At 31.6% G+C, this 13,802-nt stretch carries 15 protein-coding genes, 1 other RNA gene and 1 pseudogene; 4 read left to right on the forward strand and 13 right to left on the reverse strand.

Going from position 1 to position 13,802, the window contains the following annotated elements; translation table 11 throughout:
* The first annotated feature begins 199 nt into the window (after window positions 1-199).
* Window positions 200-799, forward strand: a complete 600-nt coding sequence (locus FD26_RS00900; protein WP_082596205.1) for a YitT family protein — start codon at window positions 200-202, stop codon at window positions 797-799.
* A gap of 48 nt (window positions 800-847) precedes the next feature.
* Here the strand turns inward: FD26_RS00900 and FD26_RS00905 are convergent, their stop codons facing one another.
* Window positions 848-1,504, reverse strand: coding sequence for a DUF3862 domain-containing protein (locus FD26_RS00905; RefSeq protein WP_057866572.1), 657 nt, complete (start codon window positions 1,502-1,504; stop codon window positions 848-850).
* Window positions 1,505-1,648: 144 nt separating this feature from the next.
* On the opposite strand from FD26_RS00905, the gene ssrA reads away from it, so the two are divergent.
* Window positions 1,649-2,013, forward strand: a transfer-messenger RNA (tmRNA) gene (gene ssrA, locus FD26_RS10830).
* 1,200 nt (window positions 2,014-3,213) lie between these two features.
* Window positions 3,214-3,297 carry a putative holin-like toxin gene (locus tag FD26_RS11435; RefSeq protein ID WP_225868753.1) on the forward strand — a complete coding sequence of 28 codons (84 nt, stop codon included), beginning with the start codon at window positions 3,214-3,216 and terminating at the stop codon, window positions 3,295-3,297.
* Between the two features lie 1,056 nt (window positions 3,298-4,353).
* Here the strand turns inward: FD26_RS11435 and FD26_RS00910 are convergent.
* From FD26_RS00910 to FD26_RS00960, 12 genes and pseudogenes are all read right to left on the reverse strand, one after another.
* Window positions 4,354-4,974, reverse strand: a complete 621-nt coding sequence (locus FD26_RS00910; protein ID WP_057866573.1) for a hypothetical protein — start codon at window positions 4,972-4,974, stop codon at window positions 4,354-4,356.
* Window positions 4,975-5,048: 74 nt separating this feature from the next.
* Window positions 5,049-5,579, reverse strand: a complete 531-nt coding sequence (locus tag FD26_RS00915) for a hypothetical protein (protein WP_057866574.1) — start codon at window positions 5,577-5,579, stop codon at window positions 5,049-5,051.
* Between the two features lie 29 nt (window positions 5,580-5,608).
* Window positions 5,609-5,848, reverse strand: coding sequence for a hypothetical protein (locus tag FD26_RS00920; protein WP_057866575.1), 240 nt, complete (start codon window positions 5,846-5,848; stop codon window positions 5,609-5,611).
* A 19-nt stretch (window positions 5,849-5,867) separates the two neighbouring features.
* Window positions 5,868-6,107, reverse strand: a complete 240-nt coding sequence (locus tag FD26_RS00925) for a hypothetical protein (protein WP_057866576.1) — start codon at window positions 6,105-6,107, stop codon at window positions 5,868-5,870.
* A gap of 533 nt (window positions 6,108-6,640) precedes the next feature.
* Window positions 6,641-7,024 (reverse strand): hypothetical protein, encoded by a 384-nt coding sequence (locus tag FD26_RS00930; RefSeq protein WP_057866577.1) that lies wholly within the window; start codon window positions 7,022-7,024, stop codon window positions 6,641-6,643.
* 350 nt (window positions 7,025-7,374) lie between these two features.
* The gene (locus FD26_RS00935) at window positions 7,375-7,929 is read right to left on the reverse strand and encodes a phage scaffolding protein (protein WP_057866578.1); all 555 of its coding nucleotides are present in this window, start codon (window positions 7,927-7,929) and stop codon (window positions 7,375-7,377) included.
* 128 nt (window positions 7,930-8,057) lie between these two features.
* Window positions 8,058-8,276: a hypothetical protein gene (locus FD26_RS00940; protein WP_057866579.1), complete on the reverse strand. Its 219-nt coding sequence runs from the start codon at window positions 8,274-8,276 to the stop codon at window positions 8,058-8,060.
* Window positions 8,263-9,585 (reverse strand): minor capsid protein, encoded by a 1,323-nt coding sequence (locus FD26_RS00945; RefSeq protein ID WP_162254843.1) that lies wholly within the window; start codon window positions 9,583-9,585, stop codon window positions 8,263-8,265. The genes FD26_RS00940 and FD26_RS00945 overlap by 14 nt, the downstream gene beginning before the upstream one ends.
* Complete coding sequence (locus FD26_RS11230) at window positions 9,578-9,925, reverse strand: phage portal protein (RefSeq protein ID WP_232230855.1); 348 nt, start codon at window positions 9,923-9,925, stop codon at window positions 9,578-9,580. The genes FD26_RS00945 and FD26_RS11230 overlap by 8 nt, the downstream gene beginning before the upstream one ends.
* 81 nt (window positions 9,926-10,006) lie before the next feature.
* A pseudogene (locus FD26_RS11235) lies at window positions 10,007-10,227 on the reverse strand (TIGR02328 family protein); the annotation flags it as partial.
* Window positions 10,221-10,601 carry a YbgA family protein gene (locus tag FD26_RS00955; protein WP_057866582.1) on the reverse strand — a complete coding sequence of 127 codons (381 nt, stop codon included), beginning with the start codon at window positions 10,599-10,601 and terminating at the stop codon, window positions 10,221-10,223. The pseudogene FD26_RS11235 and the gene FD26_RS00955, both read right to left, overlap by 7 nt.
* A gap of 51 nt (window positions 10,602-10,652) precedes the next feature.
* Complete coding sequence (locus tag FD26_RS00960) at window positions 10,653-12,506, reverse strand: hypothetical protein (RefSeq protein ID WP_147000140.1); 1,854 nt, start codon at window positions 12,504-12,506, stop codon at window positions 10,653-10,655.
* Window positions 12,507-12,916: 410 nt separating this feature from the next.
* Here FD26_RS00960 and FD26_RS00965 point away from each other — a divergent pair, with 410 nt between their 5' ends.
* Window positions 12,917-13,723 (forward strand): SLAP domain-containing protein, encoded by an 807-nt coding sequence (locus FD26_RS00965; protein ID WP_057866584.1) that lies wholly within the window; start codon window positions 12,917-12,919, stop codon window positions 13,721-13,723.
* The last annotated feature ends 79 nt before the right edge of the window (window positions 13,724-13,802 follow it).

Raw genomic sequence — 13,802 nt, forward strand, 5'->3', positions numbered from 1 at the left:
TACATCCTTATATTTTAAAATTATTGAGCTCTCTCAATTGCTATGGTGCTATACTAACAGGTCAGTGTTACATAACAATGTCTGCAAAGTTACATTTTCCCTGATTTATGTAATTTAAGTAACGTTATTGAAATATTTATATTTTAGGTAATAAGTACTTTTATTGTCATGGCTATATATTCATGCTATAGTTATATATATGAAGAATAAGAAAAGATTGTCCGCAAAACTACTAATAATGTTAGTTGCTTTGGAACTTATCGCATTCAGTTTAAATATGTTCTTCGAGCCGCACAGTATTGCAGCCGGTGGTGCCACTGGAATTGCAATATTGTTGCAAGCAGGATGGAAAATCCCAACATTCATCTCGGTTCTTGTCATAAATATTGTGATGTTAGTACTGGCTTACTTGCATTTAGATCGTCAAACAACGGTTAAATTAGCACTTGGAAGTTTTATGCTTCCACTATTGTTATATATCACACCTGTTTATAATTTGATTCCTAATAATAGAGTTGTCTCTATAGTAGTAGGAAGTGTTATTTTCGGAATTGGTTTAGCAATTTTATATACATTGAATATGTCTAGCGGTGGTACAACTGTTCCACCTATGATTATCCACAAAAGCTTCGGGGTAGATAAATACATCAGTCTTTTTGTAATTGATGCTATTGTCTGTTTAGGTAATATTGCTCTAACAGATATTATTTCTTTTCTCCTAGCCGTCATGTCTGTTGGAATTTCCAGTTTAGCCATTAAGGGCTTTGGAATTTTTCATCAAAAACATATTACACAATAAAAGGCGCACATATCAAAGCAGATCGTGTTTTGACATATGCACCTTTTTTTATTTGAGATTTTGTTGTTCTAAATCGATGATTTTATTGTTAGAAACTTCAACTTTAATTAAAGCATCTTCACTAGAATCAGCTTCATCCAAATCTGATTCATAAGTTAAAGTCTTAATTCCGTTTGTATCCGAATAATCATCTGGATCACCTAAGATATTCAACACTTGGTTATAACTATCGCCATTTTTTAATTCATTAAAATCAGCCAAGGTTAAAAGTTTCTTCCTATCTATGTTTAAACCTTGAATCGATTTTGCTGTGGCTTTATTTTTTTCAAAAGTTATCTGAATTGAAATATTATTTTTACCATCAATTCCATTCCAAATTAAGTTTTCGACTTTACCGTTAGTATCGATTTGTTGAGATGAAGCTGGATTCCCTAGTAAATCAATAACCATCTTTTTGCTAAAACCCTTTTTACCAGCTTTTATAGAATTATATCTATCTACTAATGAGGTACTTTCTTTAATTTCCTTTTTTTCTGATTTGGCCGCATCTTTACTTTGGCTAGCCGTAGCTTGATCAGCTTTGCCCTTATAGACTGAATAATTAGAAATATAAGTCGTCGCTGATACAATAATAAAAATGGAGAGGATTATAATCCAAAATGAATTCTTTTTGTAAAAAGGTTTGTTTTCATTTTCTTCTGTCATTTTCATACCTCCATTTACAATACATATTTTAACAACATTAAATGAAAGTAGCACCATCAAAGCATTAATATTTTATATATAGTAAGATACATACTATTTGCTTATTATATAAAATTCAGTTATCATGTCTAAGTGAACATCTTTGGGGGTGTTCTGGATTCGACATGTGTAGTAGCGTGCAGGCTGCACTTAGGGCCCTGCGTCCCTTTAAAACGTACAGTTTATTATAACTGCAAAAAATAATAATTCTTACGCATTAGCTGCCTAAAAACAGTCTAAGCGTGATCCGTTCTGACTTTGCCTAAGGGTTAGAAATGGGTCTCAAATTAATTAGGCTACGTTTGACTATGCATTCTGAATAGTTAAAAAGAGAGTATCGGAATAGCCATTATGGTTAGCCTGGTTGTATGGCGTTCATAGTGGCGAACTTTTAAATGATACAACTATGAGTGTAGACGCTTGCATAGCATTATGCTTGGACAGGGGTTCAATTCCCCTCACCTCCACTAAGCAAAAAATAACCAGTTATATCGAGTGCTTAAAGCATTGATATAGCTGGTTTTTTATTTATTTTGATAGTTTTAAGAATTAATGAATAACATCTTTTTGGTAGTCATTTTGGTAGTCAAATGGTACCAATTTGAAATAACAATATTACTGGCTGGGGCGGTTGCCATCACATTTTCTATGTGGTGGTTTTTTATTGCCTTAGATTAGTAGTTAGGTATTATTAATACCAATATTTCCCAACAATTAGGAATGTACTTTAAGTACGCACCTAATTACATCCGTATTTGTTTCCTAATTTCTGTTATACGACATCCCTTGTATAGTTGCTCTATCCCTTGATACGCATAGCATTACATTAATATTTCTGAACTGTTCAATAGGGGCGCTCTCTCAAACGCCCCTTACATAAAAAAAACAACATTACTCAATTTTATCTTAGTAAATCTTAGGGTGTATTTCAAAATAATGTGAGCATTTGTGAACATGTAAGGTTGCAATTTCATACTAGGTTTTACTAGGTTAACTCCACCATTACACACCATTCAAACCTTAACATTACTTAACATCAATGCTAGGACTTATCAGGGTTATAGCAATAGCAAACACTGGTCATTTCATGCCATCATTTCCCATCATAGCCATAATTACAGATACTTATTTATCAGTAATTTAGGGGTGCAACCTTATGCAAAAAAGGGTGCACCCATTTTTAGTAAGGTTGCATACTATTTTAAAACCTTATCCACCATTTTAGTGGTTATGAATTATTAACCAATCAATTCAAAATAGTTAATGCAAGTTGACGATTTACAGTTAAAAATAAACTTATGTGAACTTGCTGAATGTTAATACACAATTACTACTTTTTATTACATTTCAACAAGGATAGTTGTAACTACGGTTGTTTATTGATCTAAAATTATACCCACTTTATCAGCTCTATATACTGATAAATTAGCATTCTTAGAAATTCAAAAACAATCTACTTTTACACAAGTAAAACACAGGTTCTAATATATTTACGACAAAATAAAAAAGTCATTTATCTATTAAGATTCTGATAAGTGACTTTCATTGATCTATTTGGTATTAGATAATATTAACGATAGCAAGTTAATGACGGTGGCTAACTTCATGATACTGTGAGGTGATGCCTATATGAGATTAATTAAATGGCTTTACCTCTCGAAAGGATGACCATGAGTGTTTACCAGGCTCTTACGTTGATGATTTCTTTTGCAACGTTAGTAGTTCTAATACTCGAATTTAATCGAAAAAAATAACCGTCCTTAAACTTTAGCAGGTTTAACGGTTATTTGATTAACAATATAAAATTAAAGTAGCTACCGTCTTAAACGGGCTATCTGGGAGATGTTCGAGCATCTCCTTTTTTGTACACTCATATTATAACAGTTTTTTAAACTGACCACATGAAAATAAGATGTTAAAACTCGTTAAAATTATTTATGTTATATATATTTAGTCGTTATAACTATGTGTAGTGATACAAAATAAAAAAAATCTATATCTTGTATCAGATGATAAACTGTTTATTTATCAATGATACCAAGCACTTTAACCGATATGGTACCAATCTTCTTGTAATTGTACTTAACAAATGAATTGAAAATCTTGGTATAATAAGAACCGTAGTAAATCAGTGGCAAAACCAAGAAAGTGAGTGATGTCAATGTTCAATCAAAACATCATTTTCCTTAGAAAGGAACTGCCTTAGAAACACTGGTCGGCATAATTATATTGGTAACAATATTTATCGGATTCCTAGCTTATCTAATGAACGCTATTTCACAGTTATTAAATGAAACTGCAAGTACTTTGGATGGTATGGGAAAGTTAATTATTGCTATTGATAAATTTAAAGATCTAATAAAAAAAAAGACCTTTCAAAATTAACTTCTGCAAAAGTTAATTAGGTCTATCAAAATAGTAATACAAAAGACTGAATAGATAGCTTTAACCATTGATTTACTATATCTTTTGTGTTTACTACAGCAATATATAATTGAGAGATGTAACTACTGCATCTCTCTTTTTGTATATCCATAGTATAACAGGTTTATTCATTAATAATAAGCATCTCTGATAAAACATTTTTTTGATTTAATTTATACTATGTCTTCAAACATTGATGATTGATGAATTAACGTTTTTAAGTAGCCAAGTAAGTCAACATTTTTCCCATTTCATATAATTTGAATAACATTTTTTTGATTTAATTTAAATTAAGACTAACTACATCAATATCCAAGTTTGGTGAATATATATTATTTAGACCATCCATGCTTATTTTACCTCTCCACTCATACCACTCATTCTTTTTACAATGAATTATCTTTATATTTATCCACAGTAATATCAAGAGCATCTGGTATTGCCTTATTAACCAATACTTCAATATTAGATTTTATATTTTCTTCATTTCTTCTAATGCCTATAAAAGAAACCCTTATATCGAACATTTTTTTATCTTGATAATTTTTTCCTTCTGTTTCTAAAAGAATATTATGTAATTCACCATCTACCTGATAACCAAATCTTTTTAGGGAACTTTGTAATACTTCTTTTTTATTCTCAGCAATTTGAGGATCGCTCATAAAATTAATCTGGTATTGATTTGAAGTCTTCATATTTAAAATTTCAATATTTTCTATTAGACTATCATAATTATTTTTTAAATCCATCAATGTATCATCCATATTTGTAATGGGTTTCATGTCAGTTTTTAAAGACTCAATTTCATTTTTCAATTCTACGATTTTTCCATCATACTCAATTGTAATTTCATTCTTTAATTTTGATAATTTTTTATGATTCAATCCCCATTGTATTAATACAGCAACTCCAAATATTAAAGTAATTATTCCAAGTCCCCAATTGAATAAATTGGCTTGAAAATCAATTAAATGCCATGCTTGATCTAACGTTTGTGTTTTCGACATTATATTCCCCTGATTTAATCTTTTTAAATATCTTACTATCTAACTGTAAAAAGTCTGTTTTGCCATTATTTTCATTAAAGCAAATCAAAATAACTGTATGGAATTCCTTTATAAGCAAAATCCTTTACTCTAAATCTATGTTTAAGCATTTTGAACCAATTCATCTTTTTTATTCTCCCAGACATATCAATAATATATGGTCTTACGAACATTTTTTTATCCCATTTATCATTGAATTCTTTTAAACCAAAATATGGATTGGATTTATTGGAATATATTTCTCTGGCTTTTGCAATTTCCCCACTATTCTCATCAAAAGATTTAGAATCTCTATAGATTACTTCCTTTTTAAAAGGATTCGATATAAATTCTATACCTACTTGCTGAATTCCAATATTAAATTCATTAGCACTAATAGCGCCAAACTCTATTTTTCTATAATCATACTGGCTTAATATCCTTTTTTCTTGATTAATAAGTTTACAAAAGAAGGAATACTTTGTTTCTGATTTAGTTCTTGAATAATGAAGTGATATTAAAACACCAGCAGACGTAGCTACCGTACTAACTATTTGAACCCAAAGATTAACTTTTTCTAAACTCATATAACTCCCCTAAACATCTATTTAGAATCTTAAATAAAATCTAACTCAATATCATCAATTAATTGAACCATTGATTTACCACCAAAGAATTCATCACTCATTAGATCATCAATATTATTAAAGTCTTTATTTTTATCACCGTACCAAGCTGGGTAATAAGTTTCTTTATTTCTTGAGTCTGGTTCCATACCGCATGGTTTACTGTCTAAAGTAAACGTAAAGCCAGAACCATCATCTAATATCTTGGCTTTAAGCTGTTCAATATTCATAATATTTTCCTACTCTCCACTAAATAAAATCTAATTCAACTGTATCAATCAATTCACTAAGTGATTTGCCAGAATAAAATTTATCTGTCATCAATTCATCAATATTTTTGTAATCCTTATTCTTATCTCCAGACCATGCTTGAAACGTAAAGTTGGCTTGCTTCCCGATTGGTTCCATGCCACAAGGCTGACCTTTGTAAGTAAAAGTATAACCACACATTTCATCAATTATTTTGAATTTAAGTTGCTCTATATTCATTTTTAACACTCCTTTCAAAATTCATGAGAAAAAATGTACAGTGACGGCGTGAACCTCGACTGTGAGCCATTAGGGGGTCTCATGCCCGCCTTTGAAATCTTGGCTCAATCAATTTTCATTAGAACGTTTAGAACGGCGTTGCAAGGGTCTGCATAAGCATTAAACATTTGTTTTTTATATTATTCAATAGCACCAAAACAAAAAAATAATTGTTTTTTTGTTTATTTTTTTAATTTTATAATCACTAACACAAACCTATCAGCATACTGCCCTGACTATGGCTACCACTTGCCACTCTATCCCAACTCACAACGATCCAAGATTATTATTACTTCAATCTATTTGTTGATCAATGATGATCTACATAATTATTCACTCAATTGATTAATAGATGATAAAAATAATTGTTACTTAGTTATATACGATTGCTTTAGCCTTTACACTACCATATACCCATGATGCCATAAACAACATACCATTTATACTACCGAGGTACTCGGGGTACGTATTAAATAGGAGGAGATACATGGTAACTATGTATTGTACTTAGTCTGTCTGTCTGACTTATATATATCATCAGCAATAACATTCATTGGTTTATTATATATAAACCTTTCCTCTAGTATTGCTGAACAATCTGGATTATCTAAGTGATCTAAAGCACTTGTTATCTCACGTCTAAAACCTATACTCTCATTCTTTATTAATTTGATTCTATGATCTAACTCATCTAATTCAACGATATCATCATCTAAAAAGTAATTCTTATTACCTTTAGGTATACCATCAAGCTCCACACCGTGAGTAGAACTTACCTTTACACTCAACTCATTATATCGTTCTGCAAGTCTTTCCACTTGCTTAACATACCTAAGATAACGACCAAAATACTTTTTATTACTATCAAAGTTATTCAATAAGTTGCTCCCCTCCATTAAAAAAAACATCTGAAACACCTAAACAAATTAAGTATTTCAGATGCTAAATTAAACAGCTGTTTAGAATTTTTAATTATTCTTCTAAAGGTTGAAAGTACAACAACAGCCTTCAACTATTGAGTACGTTGAGGTTTAATAGAAAAATATAGTTTTTTTACATCAAGAGGCATTATCTAGAAGACCGATCAGGTCACTAGGTAATGCCTTTATAAATTTATCGAAAACTTTATCTAATATAGATGAATCCATACTAAAATCATTAACTAGACCATTTATTTTTTCATTAACCAATTAAGTGCGTCAACATGATTAATTGTTGGCATTATTTATTACTCTCCTTTAAATATATTAGTTAATGTTTGAACGTCATTCTTATCATGAGAACCATTACCACCAGCAGGACTGTATCCTTGATGCTGTCCTTCATCGAATAAATAGGCATCCGTCTTCTTGAGCGAATCGAGCTGATCATTAACACCAACCAATTCGTCTTTATCATTCAATTTAATGTCATCCATATTCAACAATCCTTTGATAGCTTTAGGATTACGAACCTTGGCGGCAGTTAAAGTTTCATTCAAAGCACCGTTCAATTTTGTTTGACTTAGTTGATTATTAAGATTAGTGGTATCTGTCTTGTATTTACCTTGTAAATCCTTTAACTGGTTAGACAAATCATCATTATCTTTAACCTGTTTGGATAGTGACTTGATATCCTTATCACGTTCAGCAAGTTGTGTCTTATATGACTCATTCTCTTGTTTAATGGAATCAACATCTCCGAATGACTTCTTGGTATTTTCAATATCAGCACCATTGGCAGACATAATCTGATCAATAACTTTATCTTCTAAGTTCAAATCTTTTAAAAATTCTCGTTTCATAATTAAAAATCCTCTCTCGCTAGATTTACGTGGGGCGACCACAATCAAGGTATAAAAAATAAGCACTTTTACGACTTACTTAGGTCAAAAGGGTACAAAAATAGCACTCAATTCAATTGTTGGGTGCCTTAGTATTTAGCAAGCTTATCTATAATGGGTTCAGCGGCTTTTCCAATGTCATTCAAATCATAGCTTTCATCAAAACCTTGGAGTGTATATAAATCTTCAACTTTAGAATAAAAGTCCTCGAACTCATCAGATGTTAATTCCCGATTATAATTCACATTTGAAATATGTTCTTCTAAAAAATTAATTTCTTCACTATTCAATACTTCATTGATTATCATTTTCACTCCTCCATTTCTTTGCTCTATTTGTTGAAGTTGGATACGTTGTAGCAATATTACCTGTTTCAGGGTTAACTGCTACCGTTACTTTAGCACCACCATATTTTTTTGAAGATCTTCCGTAAGTATCAACTTTTACAGGAAAAATTTTTAGTGGATTTATCAAAGCATCTTTTATGTCATCAATCGATACATTTCTTTCAAGTGACCTATCTACAAGATATTGACTAATGCCAGTAATATTAACACCATCCGATGTCCTTATACCAATTATACTATCGGCAGCAATCTGTTGCATAGCTTTATACCAATCATTGTAGGACATATTTTCAATAGATCTTCCTTTATCAGTAATTGGATCACGCATCCAACGTTTCTTAACATCAGGAAGTCCTTCAATATGTGGAACAGTAGTACATCGACAATGAGGATAAATTAAAGGATAGTTAATACCTTCCTTTTTCTCTGACATCTTAAATATTTCACCATCTAAGTGAGCACAAACTTCACAAGTATGAGATTCAAGCGTTGCCATATATTGAAACTCTTCAATACCAGACTCCTCATAAGCTTTAGAAGTAGCTTGTTCAGCAATATGACCCATCTCGGTAATGACTAATCGATGTATTTGATGTCTACGAATACCTTCAAATCTTTGTTGAAACATCTTAGTGACACTTTGAGGGCTGTAACCCATGAACGTTTCACGTAGCATGACATCAACTAATTGATTAGGAAGTTCTTCATGATAATTCTTCCAAACTCGTTTAGAGAAATCCTCTTTGTGCCAAGGCTGATTAACAATATATTTAATCTGATCTTCATTGAATCTAGCAAACTCACTGGTAATCTTGTTTTGCTGAACCTGAGTATTAAAAATAGTCGTCATGTAAGTTTCCTGGAACTGATTAGTTAATTCATTAGATAAACTATCAGTCTCATCACTTGCAAAACGACTACTAATTTCTTTAAGTTGCTCTTCTAAATTCTGCAACCTAGCTATTCTACTTTTGAAATACTCCGAATCTAGTTCTTTAGTGTAACCACCTTTAATAGCCTTACGTTTGAACTCTTCAAGAGTCATAGTCCAATTAGTACTACCAACAGTACTTAATAACTTCTTAGCAGTGTCAGGATCAATATCATGATTGTTAGCATATTTTGAATACCAGGTATTAGCTTCTTGCTCTAATTCATACTCTAAGCTAGATAATCTCGATTTTAGATTGTTCTCATAATCAGCAGTATTCTGAAGTTCCTGAGCTTTAATCCTAAGATAACGTTTATCCCAATAACTGAGCTTAGTCATCTTCATTACCATTCAAATTATTGAGATTATCAGGATTAGAATAGCCATCCCGATTAACTTCATCATCACGGCGATTTTTCATTTCTTCCTGCCAATCATCAACGATTGGATTTGCTTTAGCAATAGCTTCATCAAATGAAACATTAGAAACTTGAGAAATAACTTGCGCATCTTCCAAACTGTTATGAATAGCCGTACGAGTCCATTTCTGATTAATCTTTCGACTCTCATAGTCCGATATATTTAACCATTGCATAATTGCTCTAACCAACTCATTTAAGCTATCTCTAAAGTATGATTCAGTCATTGAAGCCTTGAGTTCCAAGTGACTGTACAACATTTTGATTGCTGTACCCGTAGCATTATTGGTAGCAAAGTCTGTTGGATCAATCCCTTGTGCTTCCACAAATAAATCAATTAAATACTGCTGATTATGTTCTGGATAAATTGGACAAGTAGATGGCACTTCCTCTAATTTTTCATACGGTTTACAACTGGTACCTCTATAAAAAGGATCAAACCACTTTTCATTTGGCTTATATTCTTGGCGTATCATTTCATTCATAACTAACAAATGAAATTGATATAGTTTACTGTTGCATATTTTCTACCCCATCCATTACCTCTAAGAGCTGCTATTTCCTCATCTCTTTTATTATCCTTGAATCCATAAGATATTTTATCTGATACTTGTATGTCATATTTTTTAAAAAGGGGCCTAATTTATCATTAGCAGGCTCTAAGCATTCAACTAATCGAAGATATTCCTTTCTCTCAGAATCAGTACATATTTTCTTGAAATACCCCCATATATGTTGATAAACGTTAGTCAAAGTTTCCTTTGTAGGTTTAACCTTTTCCAAAGATTGGATATCATTTTGAAACTCTTGATTCTTTTCTTCAGACCACTCGTTATTTTTCGACATTAGACGAATTTTATCGTACATTCTTTGAGACTTTGACATTACCCAATATTTATTATATGCCCATTCATTTTGCCAATTATCATTTTTCATATTGTTCCTCTTTATAATTCGACATCCTCGAGCTCGTGATTTAGTAATCAATTATATACTATCATCAAAAGTCCAATCTAATTCAGTACTATATTTTCCGGCAATTGGATTAGTATTGCCAATATACAGCAATATTCCGTCATCTTTTTTCCAACCTATGGAGGAAACATTGTCTTTATCAAAAGCATTAATCAAGAGATTACTTTTTGACAAATTAGTATATTTTCCATTTTCGTAATATCTTAATGACAAACTATTTCCTAATGACTCGGGTTGTGAGACATAGACTTTCATTGCTTTTTTATCTCTTCTCTGATCATCAATATTAACTATATTATTAGGCAAATTTTCCTCATCCGAACGATACTGTATGTGATTTTTTACTCCTGAACTGATGGTTCCAAAATTCAAATTACTTACTGTTGCATTTAGATCATTATTCACATAATTTATTTCATGCTGGATGGCTTCTTTTCTATAAACTGTAGTTCCATAATCATTGCCATAATAATACGGTGTGGATTTAAATTTTTCCTTATTATTAATCCCTGAAACAGTTGTATCAACTGTAACTTGATGACTCTTTATACTATTATCAAAATCCAACCCACTGATTACTAGGTCTGTACTGTTTTCATCTGAATCATCAATCAAAGAATAATTATCACTATTAATTTTATTGCCATCTAATTCAACCTTGTTAACTTTAGTTTCCTTATGTAGAGGAATAACATAATTTCCCTCTGTCAAAACAGAATTATCGTTATTATTTTTTAAATCAAACTCATACGAAACTTGATCATTATTAGTAACTTTATTTAATAGATCATCTGTGTTTGTCCCGTCATCGTAAGTATTATTAACTACTTTACTTGTTATAGAAATATCCGGATCATTTTCTACCGTCAAATTGGCTTTATTAGTCGTTAAACTATCAGTCTGAATGATTCCTCCCAATAAAGAAACAGTTATTTGGGCCTGATATTGAGTGTTATTATCATCCATCGTAGTTTTAGGAATCGTGTAATCAACATAATCCTGATAATTACTACTATTACTTGTAGCTACAGTAGTTTTATTACCATCTTTATCATACTTATACCACTTGATTTGAATGCTGCCGTTAGCATTTGAATTAGTTCCGTCAACATTACCATGCATCTTAAAAGTAGCTGGCTGACCAACTCTAACTTTCTGATCGTCCAATCCTCCGCCAACCTGTATATCTTTATATCCACTGACTGTAGTACCATTGGGATTCTGCATCGTAGCTGTTACTCTAACTTTCCCGACTGCTCCAGCTTTAGCCACCAACTGATTAGTTGTACCGCCATTTTCAATATCAGCTGCGAAACTAGCCAAATTAGGTTTACCAACAGTATAAGTGATTTTACCAGTAGCATCAGCTGGATCTGGATATGCATGAATAAAAGTATAATTCTGTGCCAAATCAGAACTTGATTCATTATAAATATAATCATTATCCGCTGTCACATTTAATTTGGTAGCATTCACTGGATCTTTAACGTGCACCGCAGTAACTTTCGAATAAATATGAGTCTTTAAAAATGGCGTTAATAATGTATAGTACTGCGTATCCAGTTGATACCAGGTAGTTCCAGCTGTTTTAGGAGTAACCGGAAAGTTCATTCGATGTCCGCCATTATCTTCTGAAACACTACTCCAATTCTTACCATAATCGGTTGATTCAAACCAACGATAATGCGGCGAATCCGCTAGTCCAGTCAACACTGTCCAAATTGATCTACTAGCTGAAGTATGAATAATGATGGATTGACCAATTTGAGTATAATAATCCGATTCAGGTTGCAGAGAATAGCCATTAGTAAACCATATTCCCAAAAAAACAATAGGATCAGATGTTGGTGTGGCATATGGTGTCACCGTCTGTGTATCTGCTTTTACAGTCGCAACATTTTTTTCAAAACTAAAAAATATACAAGAAATTAATAGCAATAGCAAAAACAAGGAAAATTCAAATTTACTAAAAATTTTTCGTATCAAATATCACCCCTATTCCAATATTTTATAATACTCTAATAAATAAAATAATTAAAATATATAGAACGAAATAATAAGCAATATTTAATTTTGCTAATTAGTAAAATTATTAAAATAATATAAAAATTGAAAAATACACTTGTAAATTCCTATTTATAACTAAAGCTATCCAATCCATTTAATATATAATTTCTAATCAAAATTATTTTCATATATAGTCTTGCATCGCTAACTTGCTAATATATAATCAAGTTGTATCTTATTTAAAACATATCGAAAAAGAGGAAACAAATTTGAAAAAAAGAAACATTTTTATTACTTCGGCATTAATTTTATTAGCACCTTCAGTACTTTCACTTTCACAACAAAATTCACAAGCTGCAACTAAATTAGTTGGCCGTACAAACAGAGTAACTAGCCTAGTCGATTCAACTGGTAAAGCTATCCAAAATCGTGCACTTGGTGCTAACACAGATTGGCAACTAGGAAAGATCGTTAATATTAGCGGCAATACTTACTATCAAGTTGCTACTGACGAGTACGCTCTTTCAACCAATATGACTGTTGAAGACAATACAGATACAACTACTGACACAAATACCGACACCACAACGGCTAGTGTTGCTGGCAAAACTGGTATCTTATCTACAACTGCTAAAGTAGTCGATGCTGACGGTAATGAAACAGGCACAACTCTTGCAGCCAATTCTTCATGGCAATTGGGTGAAACTAAAACTATTAACAGCAACAGCTACTATCAAGTTGCTACTAATGCTTATGTGCTTGCCTCCGATGTTAAAATTAATGACACTACTAACAACAACACTTATGTAACTCCTACACCTAATAAGGGATTAGTTGCTACAACTAATGTGGCTACTAAGACTTACAACGATGCAACTAATTCATACGATCAAACTCTTCCTGCCGGTTCTGCATGGAAGATTTCTAAACTAGTTGTTAACAAGTATGGTTCATATTGGGGTCAAATTTCATCTAACCAATATGTTTGGCTTGGCGATGTAACAATTAATAGCGGTCTTAATCTAAAAGACAACTCAGAATATATTGCTGACTTTGCTACAAGTATCAACAAATAAAACTATTAGTTTAACTCAAAAGGCTTCAAGAATTAGTAAAATAACTAATCCTTGAAGCCTTTTTTTATTTGAAAATTTA

Origin of the sequence: Companilactobacillus crustorum JCM 15951 (assembly GCF_001434585.1) — a bacterium.
GTDB lineage: Bacteria > Bacillota > Bacilli > Lactobacillales > Lactobacillaceae > Companilactobacillus > Companilactobacillus crustorum.

Coding starts and splice junctions, on each gene's coding strand:
- FD26_RS00940 (WP_057866579.1), bottom strand. CDS start 8,276: ATGATAATCAATGAAGTATTGAATAGTGAAGAAATTAATTTTTTAGAA.
- FD26_RS00910 (WP_057866573.1), bottom strand. CDS start 4,974: ATGTCGAAAACACAAACGTTAGATCAAGCATGGCATTTAATTGATTTT.
- FD26_RS00920 (WP_057866575.1), bottom strand. CDS start 5,848: ATGAATATTGAACAGCTTAAAGCCAAGATATTAGATGATGGTTCTGGC.
- FD26_RS00935 (WP_057866578.1), bottom strand. CDS start 7,929: ATGAAACGAGAATTTTTAAAAGATTTGAACTTAGAAGATAAAGTTATT.
- FD26_RS00955 (WP_057866582.1), bottom strand. CDS start 10,601: ATGAAAAATGATAATTGGCAAAATGAATGGGCATATAATAAATATTGG.
- FD26_RS00900 (WP_082596205.1), top strand. CDS start 200: ATGAAGAATAAGAAAAGATTGTCCGCAAAACTACTAATAATGTTAGTT.
- FD26_RS00915 (WP_057866574.1), bottom strand. CDS start 5,579: ATGAGTTTAGAAAAAGTTAATCTTTGGGTTCAAATAGTTAGTACGGTA.
- FD26_RS00945 (WP_162254843.1), bottom strand. CDS start 9,585: ATGACTAAGCTCAGTTATTGGGATAAACGTTATCTTAGGATTAAAGCT.
- FD26_RS11435 (WP_225868753.1), top strand. CDS start 3,214: ATGAGTGTTTACCAGGCTCTTACGTTGATGATTTCTTTTGCAACGTTA.
- FD26_RS00905 (WP_057866572.1), bottom strand. CDS start 1,504: ATGACAGAAGAAAATGAAAACAAACCTTTTTACAAAAAGAATTCATTT.
- FD26_RS00925 (WP_057866576.1), bottom strand. CDS start 6,107: ATGAATATAGAGCAACTTAAATTCAAAATAATTGATGAAATGTGTGGT.
- FD26_RS11230 (WP_232230855.1), bottom strand. CDS start 9,925: ATGTTGTACAGTCACTTGGAACTCAAGGCTTCAATGACTGAATCATAC.